This is a genomic window from Photorhabdus cinerea (genome assembly GCF_011189575.1).
Lineage (GTDB): Bacteria > Pseudomonadota > Gammaproteobacteria > Enterobacterales > Enterobacteriaceae > Photorhabdus > Photorhabdus cinerea.
This window is the reverse complement of the sequence record NZ_PUJW01000026.1, coordinates 38,339-57,511: the sequence shown is the minus strand read 5'-3', so window position 1 is coordinate 57,511 and position 19,173 is coordinate 38,339. Positions and strand designations below refer to the sequence as shown.

The following is a 19,173-nucleotide window of genomic DNA, read 5'->3' as shown; positions in this document are numbered from 1 at the left end:
TGGTTGCAGTCGCTGGCAGGCGACTGCGTTAGGTACCAGACGGATTTCAACTCTGCGGTTGGCAGTACGCCCCGCAGTTGTTGAATTGGTGGCGACTGGCCGCGTTGCACCTTCGCCTTGTACGGCAAAGCAAGCGAGCGGAATATCGCTGGTTTGTAATAGCCAGTCGCGTACCGCTTCCGCCCGCGCCAGTGACAATGCGCGGTTTTTCGCGGCATCTCCGGTAGAGTCGGTATGGCCGGTGATTACAATCAGCCAGCCGGGTTTAGCTTTGATATCCATCAACGCGTTCACCAGAACTTTGGCAGATCCCGCTTTAAGGCGGGACTGTCCAACATCGAATAATGACATGCTGTTAAGACTCAACGTCTGCGGCAGCGCTTTCTCTTTCTTCAGCTGCGCAGGCGGTAATACCGCATGGTTGATGACATCCATCAACGGCGCATCAAGGTGATCACCCAAATAAAGTCCCAGCCCCAAACGCACCGGCTCACCGTCCCGATGATATTTCTCCAACAATGCCGCGTTGCGCTTGAGTTGGCGGTAAGCCTGCACTTTGGCTCCGTCATCTTTCATGCCAATAGCGTGGTAATGTTGTAAATCACTGCGGATCTGGCGTAACAAGCGCTGGTTATTCCAGGCACTGGCTGTTAATGCCAGACAAGCAAATCCAGTCAGCAAACCAATCGCCCAAACTACCGCGCGCCGACGCGGCGAATAGCCGTAATAACATGGCAGCAAGCGCAACATTGCATCAGGAAATGGCCGTACACTCGTAGCACCAGAGATACTATGGCTGATGCGGGGTAAAGTTGTATGAGCGATTAGCCATTTCGTCCAAAGATTGTTTGCCTGCGGAGTTTGGGGCAAAAACATCAATGCCATTGCTATAGGATGACAAGGCTGGCTAGTTAGATCTTGCGACTGGCACTCACTCAGAACGTTTTCCACCATCCAACGTTGCCATGCCGCAACCGCAACTGCCTGTTGTAAACGTACAACGCGTTGCTGTGCATCTCCTTCTGTTAACCAGATATTCATCCCAACGGTGTCATGTTTCTCGCAACATACTGTCATCATCGGACGACCTGCCTGCAATTCGAACCACGGGCTGGGATCACCATCAAGATAACCCGCAATTAACACAGGTGTACGACAGGCGGTGAGTTGTGCAACACAGGCAACCTGATAACGAAACTCCCGGATCTGTGCGGTCATTACCGCCTGATCCTGTTGCTGTTCAGGGAAGAGTGTTAATAGCACGCTGATCTGAGTGCACCAGTCGGGTCTGGCCGTAATAATGGCTTCCACCAGCGCACTCATCTCACTTTGTCGCGATACGCAGATAAAACAGCCCTGTGGCGTGATGCGCAGCGGTTCTCCTGCAAACAGGGTTGTCACACTTTCACCACAGGTCAGCACCACAGGCTGGCGCCACGAAGCAGCGGGTAGTGCGGCCAGCAAACGACAAACACTATCCTGATGGGACATTTCACGCATAGCACGTCCTGTCTGCCACCAGGCAATGATCGCTATCACCAGAATTACACATAGCCACAATGCAACAGACACCTTTCCCAACGGGAAGAAAAACCAGCACAGCACCGCAGCCAAAACGCAAGCCAGAACCCATAGCACTCGTCTTAATGCACAACTCAATTTACTCTCCTTAGCCTTATCCAACAGACAGACATTGCTGAAGATAGAAATGCAGGCCCAACCACATCAACGCTATCACGCCCACTGCCTGACACCCCCAGAACCACAGGGAGCGTGAACGCCAGAATCGCCTCTGATGGCAATGTGTGTTTACCCGTATCATTTGATGTGGTTGCACCACCATTTCCCCCGTACGCTGAGTCAATACATCTAGTAATGACCGGCGTTCCTGTGCAATCTGTTCGTTATCACCCCCCTGAAAACCCAGTGCTAATACGCGCTGGAAACAAGTCAGTACCATCAAGCAAGGTTGCGATTGATTCAATACCTGACGAATACGTTCAAACAACCGTTCCCCGGCATGATGAGTATTAAAAAATCGCGTCTGCAACAGCGTTTTCGACCAAGTTTCATGACCATTATCCCGGCCTGGGCGACTGAGTACGGTTTCATCCAGCAATGCACATAAGGCATAGATCACGTGGGTGATGTTATCTTCGCTAACATCACTTTCACCTAGCTGCTGCTGTGCCGTTTCTATCAACGCAATCCCTTTTTGATATAACGCCTCACCATGCGCCGATTTATCACCGTTTCTCAGTGCAATCACCAATATTCCAATGTCAAGCATCAGGTCGTCGATTGAGATCATTTTGTTCATGAACGTAATACCGCAAATAGCTCTAACTGAACGCCCGATAATGTACCGGGCACATAGAAGGCACAGCTCCCCGCCTCCAGCATGACTTTAGCCAATGGATTATTCAGATCGAAAGCAAAATACTGATTTTCCAACCGCAATGGGATCGCTGCTGGCACATGACTTAGTGGACGTAAAGGAACACCGCTTAATGAACGGTTAATCAACCGGTCAATATCATCGGGTGCCCCTACTTTACACAAATGCGGAAACTGGGTTTGCAGCTGGTGTGCCGGTATCGACGAGCGCACAGAGAGATAGAAATCGGCCTCTTCGCACAAGCGTCTATCATGAAACGAGGCTTTCCACTGATTCTCGCGCACAACCTCCAGTTCAATAGCAATCACTCTTGATGGCAATCTGGCTTCAAGCAGAGTGCTAATAAGCCGCATGAGAGGCGGAAAAACATCACTTAACTGATCGTGTTGATAAGCGGGGAGCGCGTCGAGATCATGATCCAACGAGAATGTCAGCAACGCTCCTGCTAACTTCACCAGTTCACGGTAGATGATTTCCGGGTGCAATGCGGGTGCAGCTTTAAAATTATTCAGCACCGGCTCATAGCTATTGAGTGCATTCAGCAGCCAGAACAGCGACACATCAGCAACCGCGAAGTCTGCCATCCGTTGATTGCTTTCACGACGCATCCCCATCAGACGCGTACGCTTAGCACGTAGCTGAGTCAGCAACAGATCGAGCTGTTCCAGCAGTGGCGGATGAGCGGCGAAAGAGAGCAGCGGGGGAATAAAGCTATTATCAAGCGTCCAACCTGCATGCCCGTCACGTACCAAACGTGCCAGAGGACACGCCAAATAATCGCCATTTTCATCATGCTTAAAGCGCAGAGAAAATGCGTAGCGCTCAACCGCAATCGACTCACTCGCATCACCGAATCTGTCCTGTATTTCAACCCACTCTTGCTGATAACGCAGCGGCGGTTGTCCCGGCATTGCCTCTTCATTGCTCTGACGGCAGTTGCCGCCATTAGCATGTTCCAGCGGTAATGCCAGTAATACCTCAACAGTATGCAAATCCGCCGGTATAACCTTCTGCAAATCGCAGGCCGCTGGCAGATTGTCAGCATGATCGGTGTCAATCAGCGTTCCATCTTGTAACCGGACTCTAAGATGCTGAACTTTCAGTCGGTTTAAGCGCAGTGCATCCTGAGCAAACTGAATGTCCAACACTCCCCAAGGATGGATCAGTCCCAGATGGGCAATGCAATTGTTAGTCAATGCCTCCCAGCTTGCCTGTTGCTGAAATTGTTGAGGTGCCAAAAAGGCATCCTCAATCCAGAGAGGACGTAAAATTTTCATCATAGCTCCTAGTGAATGGTTACTCTTTCGCCTTCGGCATCTGAGAAACCAAGGACAGATTGACGTCAAGCCCTTCGACCTGAAAGTGTGGCACCGCATACAGCCTGACCCGGAAGAAACCCGGATTGTCGTCAATATCCTCCACGATCACTCGCGCTTCACGCAGCGGATGCGAAGCTTGCAGATCGTCAGATGGATCGGTCATTTCCGTCACCAGCGTGTTGATCCAGTTGTTCAGCTCAATTTCCAGCAGACGCCGATCCTTAGTGGTGCCGATGTTTTCCCGTTGGATCAATTTCAGGTAATGGGCAATGCGGGACAGCAGGAAGATATACGGTAGACGCGCATTGATGCGGCTGTTAGCTGTCGCTTCACCGGTGTCATATACCGCTGGTTTCTGCGTCGAGTTAGCCGAGAAGAAGCAAGCGTAATCGCGGTTTTTATAGTAAGAGAGCGGAATAAATCCCAAATTGGCAAATTCAAACTCGCGGGTTTCCGGGATCATCACTTCTGAGGGAATTTTTGCCTGATTACCCATTCCCAAATCGTAGAAATGGATCGGCAAATCAGTCACCGCCCCACCCGCCTGTGGCCCCCTGATCTGCACACACCAGCCATTTTTCACAAAGCTTTTCACCATGTTGGCGGCAAACGTAAAAGCAGCATTGGTCCACAAGTATTTACTGTGATCCGGACCTTTAACCAGCTCAATATAATTAAACGTTCGCACCGGCACGGTATCCGGGCCATACGGTAGACGTCCTAACACCCGCGGCAGTGTCAGTCCGATATAGCGGGCATCGTCGCTGTCGCGGAAGGATTTCCACTTGATATATTCAGCGCGGTCAAAGTAGTTACCAATGTCTTTAATTGACGCGACTTCTTCCATGGTTTCCTTGCCGAAGAAGGCGGGGCCAGCAGCCGCAATAAAAGGCATATGCGCCGCTGCCGCTACTTTAGCGATATTGCGCAACAGGGCAATATCCTGCGATCCGGCACCAAATTCATAGTTGGCAATCACCGATCCAATAGGTTCACCGCCCGGCGTATCATATTCCTGAATGTAGGTATGACGATAGAAACCGCTTTGCACAATTTCTGGTGCATCGTCAAAATCCTGCTGTAAATCATCCTTCGACACATCCAGCACTTCAATTCTGACGTTCTGGCGGAAATCCGTCCGGTCAACCAGAAATTCCAAGCTCCGCCAGACCGATTCCACCTGCTGGAATGCCGGGTGGTGCATGACCACATCCAGTTGGCGACTGATTTGGCTGTCCAACTCACCGATATGATGATCCAGCAAGGCTTTATCCAGTCGCTGAACTGTTTGCGCCGATTCTTTCAGCAACGTAAGAAAAACACTAACCGCCGCCGTCACTCTCTCATCAGCCGTCACATCAGCCAACGCATCGTTGTTCTGAAAAAGATCGAAATCATTCAACCGTTCGATCGGCTGTAAATTAATTTTCTTAAATAAAGACTGGTAGACGCTGCCTTCTCTGTAGGTCGTAGTTTCCACAGCAGAAGCGGCTTGTTCTTGTGAAGTCATTAACATCTCCTGAATCAAATTTCATGAAAAGAAAATAGGGTGATAATCAATCTTCTTGTGATGCCAGTGCAGCCAGTTCTACACGCAGTTCATCACTCAGTTGGTCATCCTGGAGAATATGTTCCAGCTCGCGGCGAAACGTGACATTGTCAAGCAGGTTAGATTTCAGGTCGCGCAACAGATTGCGCATAGAAAGCAACGCCCGCAATTGCGGAATTTGGCGGGCTACTTGCTCCGGCTCAAAGTCTTTTATTTGCCGGAAAGCGAGGCTAATATTTACCTCGCTTCTATCTCCGGCAAGGGTATTTTCGACGGTCAGGTTAATGGCAGGGCTGAATTCAGCGAGCACACTGTCAAAATTATTTTTATTGATATTAACTTTTTCTCTTTCCGAGAGTGGGCGCTGTTCCTGTCGGTTACTGTAATCGCCCATTACTAACAATTTCAGCGGCAGCTCAACTTTTTTCTGCGCCCCACCAGTATGTAGATCCAATTTAATATTAATACGCGCTTTAGGAACTTCATTTTGAAAACTCGCAGCCATTGATGGCTCCTCCATAAAAAGTAAATAAAGGGATAAATTTTCATGTCATGACTAATTTCAGCAAGAACTCGCTGAATCGAATATTTCCGAATAGGCAGTTAACAAACTCTGCAAATTAGAGGGAACGAATAATGACATCTTAATTAACGAATCCACTAAAAAAATCGACCAACATGAAATAACCATAGTTTCACAGCCACCTTAAAACAAAGCAGCAGTAGAAAACATCCGCCAAAGATTAAAATTTAGCTTACAGAAGATGATAAGTGGACAAACTTCAACAAAAGATAAACAAAACCCAATTAAATAAAAATAAATAAAATCCAGATAATTTTTAATGACATTTTGCAACTGATTATAAAATATAAATTTTCACCCTTTTTTGTAAAAATAAGTAAGAATAAGTAATAGTACGTAATAAATATCTGACAATCATCATTGCCATTCTGCCGTCTTATTTGATGAAATGCTTTAAATGATATTGATTATTAATTACAGCATTATTTGCATATAAAAATCTGCACCAACAAACATTACTGATGCAGAAATCCGCTTTTACCAATAAATAATTGAATATATGCAATTAACGCGCAGAAACCAGACCGTATATATGGCACCCAAGGGATAATTATTTCAGCCCAAACTAAAATTCGCTTAAAAGCTCCTTATTATAGATAAGTATAGCTTAGTGAGATAGATAATAAACCGGATAAATGATTCCTGCGCGTATTAGAATTTTAACAACTTAACCGTCCACTCAAACAAGAGCCTACCTGACCGTCAATAATCTAAGCCATAAGCAAAGAAATTAAAATATTGAACAACACGCGGAGAAATATTTTTATCTCAGCAAATGTATGTAGTAGAAATATATTCAATACCTCATCATTTCATACTATATCATTTTCAGATCAATATTATCACCATTAAGTTCTAAAATCAGTGTCTTATTACCTCCACCTCTATTATTACCGGGAATTTCTAATGCGTTATCATAATTGAATTCTTTATTTATGGAATACTTAACAGCATTTACATTTGGTGGATTCCAATAATCCTGAAATATCCAAATATCAACTCCTAATTCGGGTTTTAATTCTCTTCCGGTGTAAATATGAATCGCTTTATTTGGTTCATATTTATCACTTATCCATGGGGCCCACAAATCACCACTCCATTCAGACATCCTATCTACAGTAAATCGTTTTCTGGAAACATATCCATGTTCAATTATAGCCTTACAAGGTGTTTTATTACGAATGAATTTAATATTCGTCACCCCTGCGATAATATTAACAGCGGGTTTATTCTTAATGCTAATTAATTTTTCTGCCATCTTATTCACCCATATAATTTAATGAATTCAATAATAATCATGATTAAACTTTATAATAATTTCATCCAGTAACATTATACTCCCAATAACATTCACCCCTTATTAATCACGTTTATTATGCTATGTCAATGATTAGCCTTAAATTTAAATATAGCTCAAAATCTACATTTTACCATTAAGGCTAGATCACACATATATTAACTGTTGTTGTGAGAATTATTCATTAAACTCTTAGTATCTCTGTTTAACACCTGAGCTAATTTTCTGACATATACAGGTAATATTAGGGCGCTAACCATAGACAATATGAAAATAGGTTGTACGCTTTCAGCCGTAATCTCTTTACCGTGTAAAAAGATAGAAGAGAAGAAAAACACTACACCAGCACCTAAGTTGGATAATGCCATCTGAAGGGCACCGAAACCTGCACGGTTTTCAGGCGTCGAAGCATAGGAGGCGATCACATTTGCCGTCATAACCTGTACGTAAGTAGCGAACATAAAAAGTGAGAAGAAAACATATCCATTTATTTTTCCCGTCAATCCCAGAAAAATATTAACAATAAATAAAGTCGCCGCTGCGATGATAATTTTCTGGGGAGGATATCTATCGCAAAGTTTTCCTGCTAAATAAGTTCCTAACCATGACGCGATACCTCCGAAAAAGAATACTAGTGAAACATGTTCTTCCGGGATATAAAACACATTTGTTAATAACGGAGCCAATATCGGAATAAGCATGAAGGGGCTAAAGTTACTAACACCACTTGCCATCCCAGCTAATGTTATTTTTTTGGTCAGCACTATTTTATTCTTATTATATTGTACTTTTTCTGCTCCTGGGATTAAGAAGAGAATCAGAGGCAAACTCACTATGCATAAAATAACGATAAATAAGAAAGATACTTTCCAGTTAAAGCTCTCGGCCAAATATAAGCACAACGGTATACCTAAAATGCTAACAAATGAAAAAGATGAAAACGCAATTCCCAACACTTTTCCCCGCATACTTTCTGGTGAATTATTAAGTAAGATCCCAATTCCTACCCCCAATGTCACACCACCAAACAGACCAGCAATTGTACGTAGCAGAATAAGTTGATATGGCTCTGAAGAGAAAATCGTCAGGAATGTAATCAGGCCGAGAAACAGAGTATTTAAAATGAGTACCTTTCTTTTATTAAAGCGATCGATAAAAAAATAAGAGGCCAGACCAGAAAATACGGAGGAGAAAACATAAGTACCGGCAATAACCCCCGCCATCGTCACAGGCATGTGAAAATCATTAGACATATAAACAAAAAGCGGAGTGACCATCATGTACTCTAGCGCATTAATAAATTGTACCAATGCAATAACCATTGCAATAACAACTATCTGATTATTTCCAATTAACTTTGACATTATGAGTTCCAATTCTGTTGGTATAAATTTCATTGATAAGATAAACCAATTTACATCGCACACCAATTAAAAAAGCGCTATGTATCATCATAGTGAGTACCCGGCATAACTAAACGACTGAGGTTGCCAAACCGAAGTTAATTTCAGACGCCAATTATTCATTGTTAGAAGCAAGCGTGAGGTAATGGCGACAAGGAGTCAGCCTCGCAAAAAAACGAGATGAATAGGCAGTAAGAAGGCAGTGTGACGAGAACGATTTATCTGGAACTTTTGCATTGTCATGGTCACTTAATACGGTATATTTATCATAAAATAGACTACATACTGAATAGATAATGCTCATTCTGAAAGCCTACAAATTACGGCTGGAACCAACTGAACAGCAAGCGCAGCGCTTACGCCTGCACTGTGGTTGGGCTTGCTTCATCTGGAATTTTAGGCTGGCAGAAACAAAGCACCTGCTTGATTTAGGCCAAAAGTTGCCGTCAGCCTTCGAGTTAAACCGGAAGCTGATCCACTGGAAGAAAACACCTGAAACGGCCTTTTCGTCCAAAGCCTACACGAACAACCTTCAGCAAAAATTTAAATATCTTCATGACGCAGGGATGCGTTATTTTGACAAGACACTCTCCACCAGGGTCCCGGTATTTAAGAAGAAAAGCGATAACCGCGATTCAATCGGGTTCGTCAACTTTGAGAAATATTGCCAGTTTGAGCGCCGTCGCATGAAATTCCCCGCCAGCCTTTCGTGGGTTAAATGCCAACAATCACAACCCATCGACGGGAAAATAAAAAACGCCATGCTCAGCCAGTCGTCCGGCCACTGGTTATATATCTTTTCAAGTTGAAATTAAGATAGCCGCGCCAGTTCACCCTTTAGCGTTAATAGTGGGGTTAGATGCAGGTGTGGCAAAACTCGCTCTGAATAAAAAAATAACATGACTTGATTTCATCAAAAAATGACCTTGCAGGAGAGATAACAATGAATAACCATTATGATGTTTTGATTATTGGCGCCGGTGTTGCAGGCATTGGTGTAGCATGTCATTTAACAAAGAAATGTCCTGATAAGAAGTTTATTATCCTAGAGCGTCGCCAGACGATGGGCGGTACCTGGGATTTATTTCGCTATCCAGGCATTCGCTCAGATACAGATATGATGAGCTATGGCTATAAATTCCGCCCTTGGACAGATACCAATGTTTTTGCCGATGGACCTTCAATTAAAAGTTATATCAATGCAACGGCAAAAGAATATGAAGTTGATAAGAAAATACAGTTTGGGCTAAAAATCACTCATACTGACTGGTCAAATGCGACTCGCCAGTGGACTGTTATCGCGATTGACGAAATCAGTGGGGAAACCCGGCAATTTACCTGTCATTTTCTCGTCGCTGCAACAGGTTATTACAACTATGATGAACCTTATTTACCTAAATTTCCCGGCATCGAAGATTTTAAAGGCCCGGTAATTCACCCTCAACACTGGCCTGAAGGATTAAATTACAAAGGAAAGCGGGTTGTTGTAATTGGTAGCGGCGCAACAGCAGTCACTTTACTTCCTGCAATGGCAAATGAGACTGAACACATCACGATGTTACAGCGTTCCCCTAGTTATTTTCTTTCAATACCAGGAAGGGATAAGATAGCAGAGTATTGCAAAGGCATTATTCCACAGCGCTGGATTTACACATTGAGTAGAAATCGCAATCTCTTTCTACAGCGCTTACTTTATAAGATGAGTCGACATTTCCCTAACTTATTAAAATCGTTTTTATTGGCGTCCGCTCGCAAGCGTGTCGGCCCAGATTTTGACATGAAGCACCTTACTCCAAAGTACATGCCATGGGATGAACGACTGTGTTTTATTCCCAGCAGTAACCTATTTAAAGTACTGAAAGAAGGTAAAGCATCTATCGTTACTGACCATATTAAACACATAACTGAAAACGGTATCCAATTACAATCTGGTAAGGAATTACCCGCAGATATTATTGTTACAGCGACTGGGCTGAAATTACATTTTATTGGTGGAATTGAACTCTCAATTGATGAGCAAAAACAGCAAGGTCATGATCGAATGCTCTATAAGGGAACGTTGATACAGGATATCCCTAATTTTGCCTGTGTGTTTGGTTATATCAATAACGCCTGGACGTTGAAAGTTGATCTATCTGCGGAATACATCTGCCGTTTATTAAACGAGATGGACCGTCGCGGTGCTACGGTTGTAACACCATATGCACAACCGGGTGAAATGCTGGCGGACGAAAATATTTTTAGTGCCTTGCAATCTGGTTATGTAAAACGAGCAAAGGATTCTCTTCCTCGTCAAGGACGCAGTGCAACCTGGCAAGTTCCGCATGATTTCAATAAAGATAAACAGGTTTTGGGGCAGCCTGTAGATGATGCTGCGTTGAAATGGACATAACCACAAGAAATTAAAAAATCAGCGGTTATATCCATTCATTATTGCCAGCCCGTTATTATAAACGGGCTGCTTTCACTTACCCCAGTCACATAGTTATCTATACTCCTGGAGATGCGTTCACTTGCCGCCGCGATGCAACTTGAAATCTATTGGGTATAGCTCGTAATTGCCCATTTCTTTGACAACCAAGAGAAAATCAGCCCAGATATCACGCCAAAAATATGTCCTTCCGTTGAAATATCTTCTTGCCACGGTAATAGGCCAAACACGATCCCACCGTAATATATAAACACCAGAATCGCAAAGAAGAAATCTTTTACTCTTCTCAGGAAAAAGGCATTAGCCAGCAGTAATCCCCATAGACCAAAAACCCAACCACTGGCACCAATATGAATAGCCATGCGCCCAAATAACCAGACTAATGTTCCTTCCACAAAGATAATAAACAAACTGGCTAGCACATAATAACGAATGGAGTGCGCCATAAGTAAGGCACTCAATACTAATAATACGGGGAGATTGCTGAATAAGTGCCCCCAGTTACCATGCAGGAATGGAGATAATGGAATACCAATTAACCCTTGAGCATATCGGGGAATGATACCGAAATTACTTAGTGCACCACCGGTTAAAGTATCAAACAATTGGATTATGATCAGTGTTGCTGCTAATCCTATTAGGATACGAAATCGTTGTTTTAGCCCTGTTTTCACTGTGTTGTTGCCTTATCATTTATAGGAAATTAAAACAAATCCCAGCCTCAAAAAGGTATTATAATCAGAGTTGACTCTACCACCACCATATCCTGAAAGTTTGGAATTTAACAATTTTGATGTGAGAGCGAAATTTTATTTTAACGCAATAAATTCAGTTTGGTGATAAAAAAACAATCATATATCAAAGTATTAATTTATTAGAGCTGTGTACTTTGTGTCAATAAATTTAAGTTTTTGTTTTTTGCCACCATTAAGTATCAACTAATTTAATAAATAACGTAAATAAATCGGGAATTAATCATTATTTTCACCTCACCCCAAGATTACAACAAAGAGATATTATTCCTCATTAAAACAATAACATATAAAAACCACCAATCAAATATACTTTTAAATATCATTTAATTACCAATCAGAAAAATAAAAACATAAAATAATATTTTCGACCTTATTTAATTAATATAAACCTCTACTTTACCGTACATTAAATTTCCCACAAAAAGATCACGCCATTAAATCCATCAATGATTTGCCAATATATAACATTGATCATGACTCATAAGTAGGATTAATTTAAATAATGTAAACCACCCTTTAGCATTAATTAGGTAATTAATATTAAAGAATTAAAATAAAATTTATTAATATTACTCCTACATTATTTTAGCTAAAAATAAAACTTGAATAATATATTCAAATCTCATTAACATAAAGGATATATAATAAATGAATACAAATACCTACTTATTTCTTAACTCAGAAAATATTAAATATAATGATCAATTGCATAAAGCACACACTGGCTACCCCCAACCTACCAGTAACGACTGGCCTGGCCTCCCTATCGAGTTTCAACGAAATATTGATGATGTGATTAATTTAAATGGTTATCTATATTTTTTTAAAGGCTCACAATATCTCAAATTCGATATAGCAAAAGCACAAGTGAGTGAAGGGCCAAAACACATTATAGAGGGATGGCCGGGACTAAAAGGCACTGAATTTGAAAATGGAATAGATGCAGCTACAGAATGGGTCGATACAACACAAGATATTGTTTGTTTCTTCAAAGGACGCGATTGTATCGATTACACTGTCAGTTCACACAAAATTAGTCAGAAAACTATCTCGGCCAGATGGGGAACTACTGGCAAGTACGCTGCATTCAATGCGCATTTAGATGCAGTTGTTTTATGGAGGAGTATTGCTGGCTTTATCTACCTTTTCAAAGACGGTCATTATATTCGATACAATACGAAATCAAATGTTATTGATGGTGGACCTAAATCCACTAAAACAGGTTGGTCTGGAGTTATTTTTCCAAAAATTCAAGCTGCAGTATCGGTTGATGCCGATTTATTAGGTAGTAAACGTGGTAATAGCAATAATAGTGGAGGCTGTAGCGGAACATGCGGTACCAATGACACCGGTAAACACTGTTTCCAATTACCTCAAAGTATTCGGTTTGGCCTAATAGGCTATAATAATACGAACATTCAGCAAACGGTAAAGGTATATATTGACGGCCTCCTGGTAGACACATTAACCGGTCAAGGAGCAAATAATCTGATGGCGACTAAAGCCTATACATCAGGTACAGGAAAAGTTTGCATTGAAATTGAAGGAAATGGCAAGCCTAGCAAGCTGCGTTATTTCGATAACACCCTTGATGGAAAACCGGGAACAGCAATTATCGGGGCTGAAAATGGCACCAATAATAATTACAATGACTGCGTTGTAGTATTAAATTGGCCTCTGGTGTAAGTTAAAAACACCTTATTCATCCCACCATAAACGCAAATAAAAACCATCAGTAAATTAAAGCGGAATTTATTATTCCGCTTTTTTTACACGACAGCGTCGTCAATTTAACATACTTTTAAACATTATCATATAAACATCAAAAACACATTAGACAAAAATATAAAATAGTGTTTTCAATCTTATTTTCATAATATAAATCTTATCACCTAGTATATATTTATATTTTTGCAAAAAAATAGCACCATTAAATCAATAAACAACTTGCCAATATATAACATTGCCAAAATCTATTTTCTCCATTAAATTCCATCACGAAAATCTTTCTGTTTCGCCAAATAACATTCTTACCGTGCTTTATCTATAATCAAGAAATTTAACAAGTACGGAAAATCAGTAGCAAACTTAAAAACCATAAAGGATATATATTAATGAATTCGCAAGTCTATTTATTCCTTAATGCAGATAACACTAGATATAGTGAGATATTAAAAAAACCAGACATAGACTATCCCCAGCCTATTAGTAACGATTGGCCTAATCTCCCTGTCGAGTTCCAAAGACATATTGACGATGTCATTAATTTAAATGGTTATTTATATTTTTTTAAAGGCTCGAGATATCTTAAATTCGATATCGCAAAAGCCAAGGTGACTGATGGGCCGAAATTTATTGCCGATGGATGGCCCGGATTGAAAGGTACCGAATTTGAAAATGGGATAGATGCCGCCACAGAATTGACCACAAACATCGTTTGTTTCTTTAAAGGCGGCGATTGTATCGATTATACTGTGAATTCACATACGATTAAGCAGCAATCTATCTCAACCAGATGGGGCACTACAGAGAAATACAAAGAATTTAGTGCAAATCTTGATGCTGTTGTATGGAGAATCAATTCTCGGATTGACTTCCTCAAAGGCAATAGTTATATCCGGTTTAATTTAGAATCGAACACTATTGATTATGGGCCTGTACCCATAACTAATTATACCGGGGAAGCCTTCAACAAAGTTCAAGCAGCAGTATCAGTCGATACCGATTTATTAGGCAGTAAACCTGACAATAGCAATAATGGAAGCTGTGGCGGAACATGCGGCAATAGTGATACGGGTAAATATTGTCTCCAGTTACCTCCCAATATTAGATTTAGCCTGACAGCCTATTCTAATGTCGATATTCATCAGCAAATAATAAAAGTGTATATTGACGATCGTCTGGTAGATACATTAGCCAGCAAGGGAATAGATAATCTAATAGGAACTAAAATCTATAAGTCAGGTACAGGCAAAGTCTGTTTTGAAATTACAGGGAATCACAAACCAAGCAAACTACGTTATTTCGATAACACCCTTGATGGAAAACCAGGAACAGCGATTATCGGGGTTGAAAATGGTATCAATAATAATTACAACGACTCCGTGTTAATGTTCAATTGGCCGTTAGTGAAGATAAAAGATTTCTGAGTAAATCCCGCTAACAACAGCGATAAAACTTATCAATAAAAAAGCGGTATTATGCCGCTTTTTTATACTCCACATTTAGCAACACCAATAAGATTATAATAAAAATCATTTTTTCATATTACAACAATATATGGAACTAAGAAGAAAGCCCCTTTGTATATATCATGCAAGATGGTTAAATAACCAGATTCAATATTCTATCTTAAAAATCTTGAAAAAATATAGCACGATCAAACGGTGTTCTATAAAGCATATTTTGTTGATCTCTTGTGGTAGCATTAGAAGACATACCAGAAATAATCCCTATCTGGCCTGACGCAAGATTTCCCGTCATAAGCGCATTCATATTATACTGGCAAAGTTCTATCTTCCATTTATTTGCCACAGTATTATACCACTCGATTATTAACGTGCCATTATTTTCAGCAAGCAATCCAATACGCCAACGAGACCAAGTATTTTTCGGCCATTCATAACTCAGTGCAACACCAGAATGAGTATTACCTAACGTCGGTTGTCCTTTATAAATACCATCCGTTTGTTTGCCAACAAAATTGACTGACTGAATCAAATTAGCCTGAAGATTCCAAACCATGACATAAGGAGTTGCAGTATCAATCGAAGTACCCAGTGGAATGTTTGATGGCATCCATTGAGACTTACCTTTATACCCCCCAGTCAAGTGAATCGCCATATAGCCGTAACCAATATTTTGATATGTACCGCTTACACTCGTTTTCTTGGATAACACACACACTGTAATTTCAGGGTATGGATTACAGAACAGGTCAAGCTCACAATAGCAATGTCTGGCATCAACAGGTGTATCTGTTGCAATCCCGATACAGTGACCACCTTGATTGCTAGATTTAGATAAAGTTTGCGCCTTAAAAGCTTTCCTTCCCCCAACACTGACGATATCCCAAGCGCTAGTCACATTGACTGAATTCTTAAACAACACGCCAGCTCGCGGTGTTGTTGTATCTATCCACCGACCTTCAGGATATAAATTCGGTTCCCATACCGTTATTGTAACGGAATTTGAATTAGATAAATCTTCAATTGAGATTGGACGTTCATGTTGTTCTAGTTTCATTACTAAAATATCTCCTATAAAAAATATAATTACACATTGATCTTGTATTTTATACCTTAGATAAGTTAATCTTTAATTCTCAAATAAAGTAAGGCACATAAAATCCAACAATATTAAACCAATTAATAAATTATTAATATATAGTCTTGCTTATACCCCACCAATAGCATTAATTTCTCTGTGCACCAGCATAGGTAATAAATATGAAAACATTAAAGCAAAACAATATTAACATCTCCATTGCCATATTTTAATTGTAAAAAATAAATTCAAACAACATGTTAAATCCTAATCACCCAAAAGGATATATATAAATGAATACATCAAGTTACCTTTTCCTTGGTTCAGAAAATATTACATTCAATGAAAAATCGTATGAGGCAGACACCGGTTATCCTCGGCCTATAAATAACGATTGGCCGGATCTTCCTATCGAGTTTCAAAGACATATTGATGATGTCATTAATTTAAATGGTTTTTTGTATTTTTTTAAAGGCTCACGATACCTTAAATTTGATATCACAAAAACAAAAGTGATTGACGGACCGAAACCTATTATAGAAGGATGGCCGGGATTAGCAGGAACTGAATTTGAAAACGGGATAGACGCAGCCACAGAATGGCCCTATGTAAAAAAAACGGGTATGACAAATGTCGTCTGTTTCTTTAAAAGTAACGATTGTATTGATTATTCCGTGAGTTCACATACCGTTAGTAAAAAAACTATCGCTGACAGATGGGGGATAACAGAACAATTCTCAGAATTTAGTGAAAATCTGGATGCGGCTATTTTATGGACAAATATTGGCAGCCCTTTTCTTTTCCTTTTCAAAGACAATTCTAACATCAGGATTAATCTAAAATCGAATACTATTGATGGACAATCCCCCATTGGAGCTAATTGGCGTGGAATAACTTTCAAAAGAGTTCAAGCTGCAGTGTCAATTGATATGGACTTATTAGGCAATGAGATTAGCAATGACAGTAATACAAACACCTATTTCTTTCTTAACTCAGAAAATATTAAATATAATGACCCATTAAATAACATAGATACAGGTTATCCCCAACCTATCCGTAACAATTGGCCTAATCTGCCTATTGAATTTCAAAGGTATATTGATGATGTGATCAATTTAAATGGTTCTTTATATTTCTTTAAAGGCTCGCAATATCTTAAATTTGATATCGCAAAAGCAAAAGTGATTGACGGACCAAAACCCATTATAGAGGGATGGCCGGGATTAGCAGGAACTGAATTCGAAAATGGGATAGATGCAGCCACAGAGTGGATAGATACAAAAAAAGATATCGTTTGTTTCTTTAAAGGCAAAGATTGCATCAATTACACTGTGAGTTCACATACAATTGACAAAAAAACTATCTCAGAAAGATGGAGAATTACTGATAAATACGCGAAATTCAGTGCAAATTTGGACGCAGCTATTTTATGGCGGAATACCGGTCCTTTTATTTACCTTTTCAAAGGCAATGAATATCTCCGATTACATCTGATGTTGAATACTATTTATGGTGAGCCTGCCCCTATTCAAACTAAATGGAATAGCGTCACTTTCAATAAAACTCAAGCGGCAGTGTCGATTGATGCAAATGTATTAGGTAGTGATATCATTGTAAACTGTGGCGGAACATGTGGCACCAATAACACCGGTAAACACTGTTTTCAGTTACCTCACAGTATTCGGTTTGGCCTGACAGCCTATGTTAATACTGATTCTCATCAACAAACGATAAATGTATATATTGACAACCTCCTGGTAGACACATTAACTGGCAAAGGTATAAGTCACATAATAGATGTCAGGACTTACACATCAGGTACAGGCAAAATCTGTATTGAGGTTAAGGGAGATGGCAAACCCTGCAAACTCCGTTATGCCTATAATACACTCGACGAAAAACCTGGAACAGCGATTATCGGCGCTAACAATGGTACTAATAATAATTACGACGATAGTGTGGTAGTGTTGAATTGGTCATTGTCGTAAGACAAAAATATACTATCCAACATCATTGTTATGAAATTACTACATTTTATCTGACAACATAAAACTTAATAAAAATATCAAAATGACATTCATCCTAACTATTATTAAGGATATAAAAAAATGAATTCAAATACCTACCTATTTCTTAACTCAGAAAATATTAAATATAATGATCAATTGCATAAAGTACACACTGGCTACCCCCAACCTACCAGTAACGATTGGCCTGGCCTCCCTATCGAGTTTCAACGAAATATTGATGATGTGATTAATTTAAATGGTTATCTATATTTTTTTAAAGGCTCACAATATCTCAAATTTGATATAGAAAAAGCACAAGTGAGTGAAGGGCCAAAACACATTTTAGAGGGATGGCCGGGATTAAAAGGTACTGAATTTGAAAATGGAATAGATGCAGCTACAGAATGGGTCGATACAACACAAGATATTGTTTGTTTCTTCAAAGGACGCGATTGTATCGATTACACTGTCAGTTCACACAAAATTAATAAGAAAACTATCTCGGCCAGATGGGGAACTACTGGCAAGTACGCCGCATTCAATGCGCATTTGGATGCAGTTGTTTTATGGAGGAATATTGCTGGCTTTATCTACCTTTTCAAAGACGATCATTATATTCGATACAATACGAGCTTGAATGTTATTGATAGTGAACCTACACTCACCAAATCCAGTTGGCCTGGTGTCTCTTTCCACAACATTCAAGCAGCAGTTTCCGTTGACACAGATTTATTAGGTAGCCACAACAATATAAGCTGTGGTGGAACTTGTGGTACCAATAACACTGGTAAACACTGTTTTCAGTTACCTCACAATATAAAATTTGGTTTGTCAGCCTACGTTAATACGAATATTCATCAGCAAACTGTCAAAGTGCATATTGATGACCAGTTAGTAGATACATTAACCAGTAACGGAGTTAGTAGCATATTAGATTTCAAGACTTACTTTTCAGGTACAGGGAAAGTCTGTATCGAAATTGAAGGGGATGGCAAACCCTGCAAACTCCGTTATGCCTATAACACTCTAGACAAAAAACCGGGGACAGTCATTATTGGAGCCGAAAATGGTACAGACAACAAGTATAACGACAGCGTGGTAGTATTAATCTGGCCACAAGTGTAAATCAAAAAGCAAAATATATCACCCTGGCAAATCCTGTA

At 40.3% G+C, this 19,173-nt stretch carries 15 protein-coding genes; 6 read left to right on the top strand and 9 right to left on the bottom strand.

Annotation, left to right across the window (positions count from 1 at the left end; all coding sequences use genetic code 11):
• The 7 genes from C5469_RS19030 to C5469_RS19000 form a co-directional block, all read right to left on the bottom strand.
• Nucleotides 1-1,659, bottom strand: a 1,659-nt coding sequence (locus C5469_RS19030; RefSeq protein WP_166309925.1) for an OmpA family protein, incomplete at its 3' end; no start/stop codon positions are given.
• 16 nt (nt 1,660-1,675) lie between these two features.
• On the bottom strand, nt 1,676-2,320 hold the full coding sequence (gene tssL / locus C5469_RS19025; RefSeq protein ID WP_166309923.1) for a type VI secretion system protein TssL, short form: 645 nt from the start codon (nt 2,318-2,320) through the stop codon (nt 1,676-1,678).
• A complete protein-coding gene (gene tssK, locus C5469_RS19020) occupies nt 2,317-3,675 on the bottom strand; it encodes a type VI secretion system baseplate subunit TssK (RefSeq protein WP_166309921.1) in 1,359 nt (452 codons plus the stop codon). The genes tssL and tssK overlap by 4 nt, the downstream gene beginning before the upstream one ends.
• 19 nt (nt 3,676-3,694) lie before the next feature.
• Nucleotides 3,695-5,233, bottom strand: a complete 1,539-nt coding sequence (tssC, locus tag C5469_RS19015) for a type VI secretion system contractile sheath large subunit (RefSeq protein WP_422615870.1) — start codon at nt 5,231-5,233, stop codon at nt 3,695-3,697.
• A gap of 40 nt (nt 5,234-5,273) precedes the next feature.
• Nucleotides 5,274-5,771: a type VI secretion system contractile sheath small subunit gene (tssB, locus tag C5469_RS19010; protein ID WP_166309917.1), complete on the bottom strand. Its 498-nt coding sequence runs from the start codon at nt 5,769-5,771 to the stop codon at nt 5,274-5,276.
• An 895-nt stretch (nt 5,772-6,666) separates the two neighbouring features.
• The gene (locus C5469_RS19005) at nt 6,667-7,107 is read right to left on the bottom strand and encodes a hypothetical protein (protein ID WP_166309915.1); all 441 of its coding nucleotides are present in this window, start codon (nt 7,105-7,107) and stop codon (nt 6,667-6,669) included.
• A 197-nt stretch (nt 7,108-7,304) separates the two neighbouring features.
• Nucleotides 7,305-8,510 (bottom strand): MFS transporter, encoded by a 1,206-nt coding sequence (locus C5469_RS19000; RefSeq protein WP_166309914.1) that lies wholly within the window; start codon nt 8,508-8,510, stop codon nt 7,305-7,307.
• A 335-nt stretch (nt 8,511-8,845) separates the two neighbouring features.
• Between C5469_RS19000 and C5469_RS18995 the strand changes: the two genes are divergently transcribed.
• Both C5469_RS18995 and C5469_RS18990 read left to right on the top strand, forming a co-directional pair.
• A complete protein-coding gene (locus C5469_RS18995; protein WP_166309912.1) occupies nt 8,846-9,358 on the top strand; it encodes a helix-turn-helix domain-containing protein in 513 nt (170 codons plus the stop codon).
• 134 nt (nt 9,359-9,492) lie between these two features.
• Nucleotides 9,493-10,941 carry a flavin-containing monooxygenase gene (locus tag C5469_RS18990; protein ID WP_166309910.1) on the top strand — a complete coding sequence of 483 codons (1,449 nt, stop codon included), beginning with the start codon at nt 9,493-9,495 and terminating at the stop codon, nt 10,939-10,941.
• Nucleotides 10,942-11,087: 146 nt separating this feature from the next.
• Here C5469_RS18990 and C5469_RS18985 read toward each other — a convergent pair whose 3' ends face one another.
• The gene (locus tag C5469_RS18985; protein WP_166309908.1) at nt 11,088-11,654 is read right to left on the bottom strand and encodes a rhomboid family intramembrane serine protease; all 567 of its coding nucleotides are present in this window, start codon (nt 11,652-11,654) and stop codon (nt 11,088-11,090) included.
• Between the two features lie 729 nt (nt 11,655-12,383).
• Here C5469_RS18985 and C5469_RS18980 point away from each other — a divergent pair.
• Both C5469_RS18980 and C5469_RS18975 read left to right on the top strand, forming a co-directional pair.
• Complete coding sequence (locus C5469_RS18980) at nt 12,384-13,421, top strand: fucose-binding lectin II (RefSeq protein ID WP_166309906.1); 1,038 nt, start codon at nt 12,384-12,386, stop codon at nt 13,419-13,421.
• Between the two features lie 428 nt (nt 13,422-13,849).
• On the top strand, nt 13,850-14,884 hold the full coding sequence (locus C5469_RS18975; RefSeq protein ID WP_166309904.1) for a fucose-binding lectin II: 1,035 nt from the start codon (nt 13,850-13,852) through the stop codon (nt 14,882-14,884).
• A gap of 202 nt (nt 14,885-15,086) precedes the next feature.
• Here the strand turns inward: C5469_RS18975 and C5469_RS18970 are convergent, their stop codons facing one another.
• Nucleotides 15,087-15,980 carry a hypothetical protein gene (locus tag C5469_RS18970; protein ID WP_166309902.1) on the bottom strand — a complete coding sequence of 298 codons (894 nt, stop codon included), beginning with the start codon at nt 15,978-15,980 and terminating at the stop codon, nt 15,087-15,089.
• Between the two features lie 314 nt (nt 15,981-16,294).
• Between C5469_RS18970 and C5469_RS24105 the strand changes: the two genes are divergently transcribed.
• On the top strand, nt 16,295-17,989 hold the full coding sequence (locus tag C5469_RS24105) for a fucose-binding lectin II (RefSeq protein WP_278249777.1): 1,695 nt from the start codon (nt 16,295-16,297) through the stop codon (nt 17,987-17,989).
• Between the two features lie 120 nt (nt 17,990-18,109).
• Nucleotides 18,110-19,135 carry a fucose-binding lectin II gene (locus C5469_RS18960; protein ID WP_166309900.1) on the top strand — a complete coding sequence of 342 codons (1,026 nt, stop codon included), beginning with the start codon at nt 18,110-18,112 and terminating at the stop codon, nt 19,133-19,135.
• Nucleotides 19,136-19,173 lie beyond the last annotated feature (38 nt).

Bases quoted from the DNA above. Each gene is read 5' to 3' on its own strand.
- tssL (WP_166309923.1), bottom strand. From the start codon at position 2,320: ATGAACAAAATGATCTCAATCGACGACCTGATGCTTGACATTGGAATA.
- tssK (WP_166309921.1), bottom strand. From the start codon at position 3,675: ATGAAAATTTTACGTCCTCTCTGGATTGAGGATGCCTTTTTGGCACCT.
- tssC (WP_422615870.1), bottom strand. From the start codon at position 5,233: ATGTTAATGACTTCACAAGAACAAGCCGCTTCTGCTGTGGAAACTACG.
- tssB (WP_166309917.1), bottom strand. From the start codon at position 5,771: ATGGCTGCGAGTTTTCAAAATGAAGTTCCTAAAGCGCGTATTAATATT.
- C5469_RS19005 (WP_166309915.1), bottom strand. From the start codon at position 7,107: ATGGCAGAAAAATTAATTAGCATTAAGAATAAACCCGCTGTTAATATT.
- C5469_RS19000 (WP_166309914.1), bottom strand. From the start codon at position 8,510: ATGTCAAAGTTAATTGGAAATAATCAGATAGTTGTTATTGCAATGGTT.
- C5469_RS18995 (WP_166309912.1), top strand. From the start codon at position 8,846: ATGCTCATTCTGAAAGCCTACAAATTACGGCTGGAACCAACTGAACAG.
- C5469_RS18990 (WP_166309910.1), top strand. From the start codon at position 9,493: ATGAATAACCATTATGATGTTTTGATTATTGGCGCCGGTGTTGCAGGC.
- C5469_RS18980 (WP_166309906.1), top strand. From the start codon at position 12,384: ATGAATACAAATACCTACTTATTTCTTAACTCAGAAAATATTAAATAT.
- C5469_RS18975 (WP_166309904.1), top strand. From the start codon at position 13,850: ATGAATTCGCAAGTCTATTTATTCCTTAATGCAGATAACACTAGATAT.
- C5469_RS18970 (WP_166309902.1), bottom strand. From the start codon at position 15,980: ATGAAACTAGAACAACATGAACGTCCAATCTCAATTGAAGATTTATCT.
- C5469_RS24105 (WP_278249777.1), top strand. From the start codon at position 16,295: ATGAATACATCAAGTTACCTTTTCCTTGGTTCAGAAAATATTACATTC.
- C5469_RS18960 (WP_166309900.1), top strand. From the start codon at position 18,110: ATGAATTCAAATACCTACCTATTTCTTAACTCAGAAAATATTAAATAT.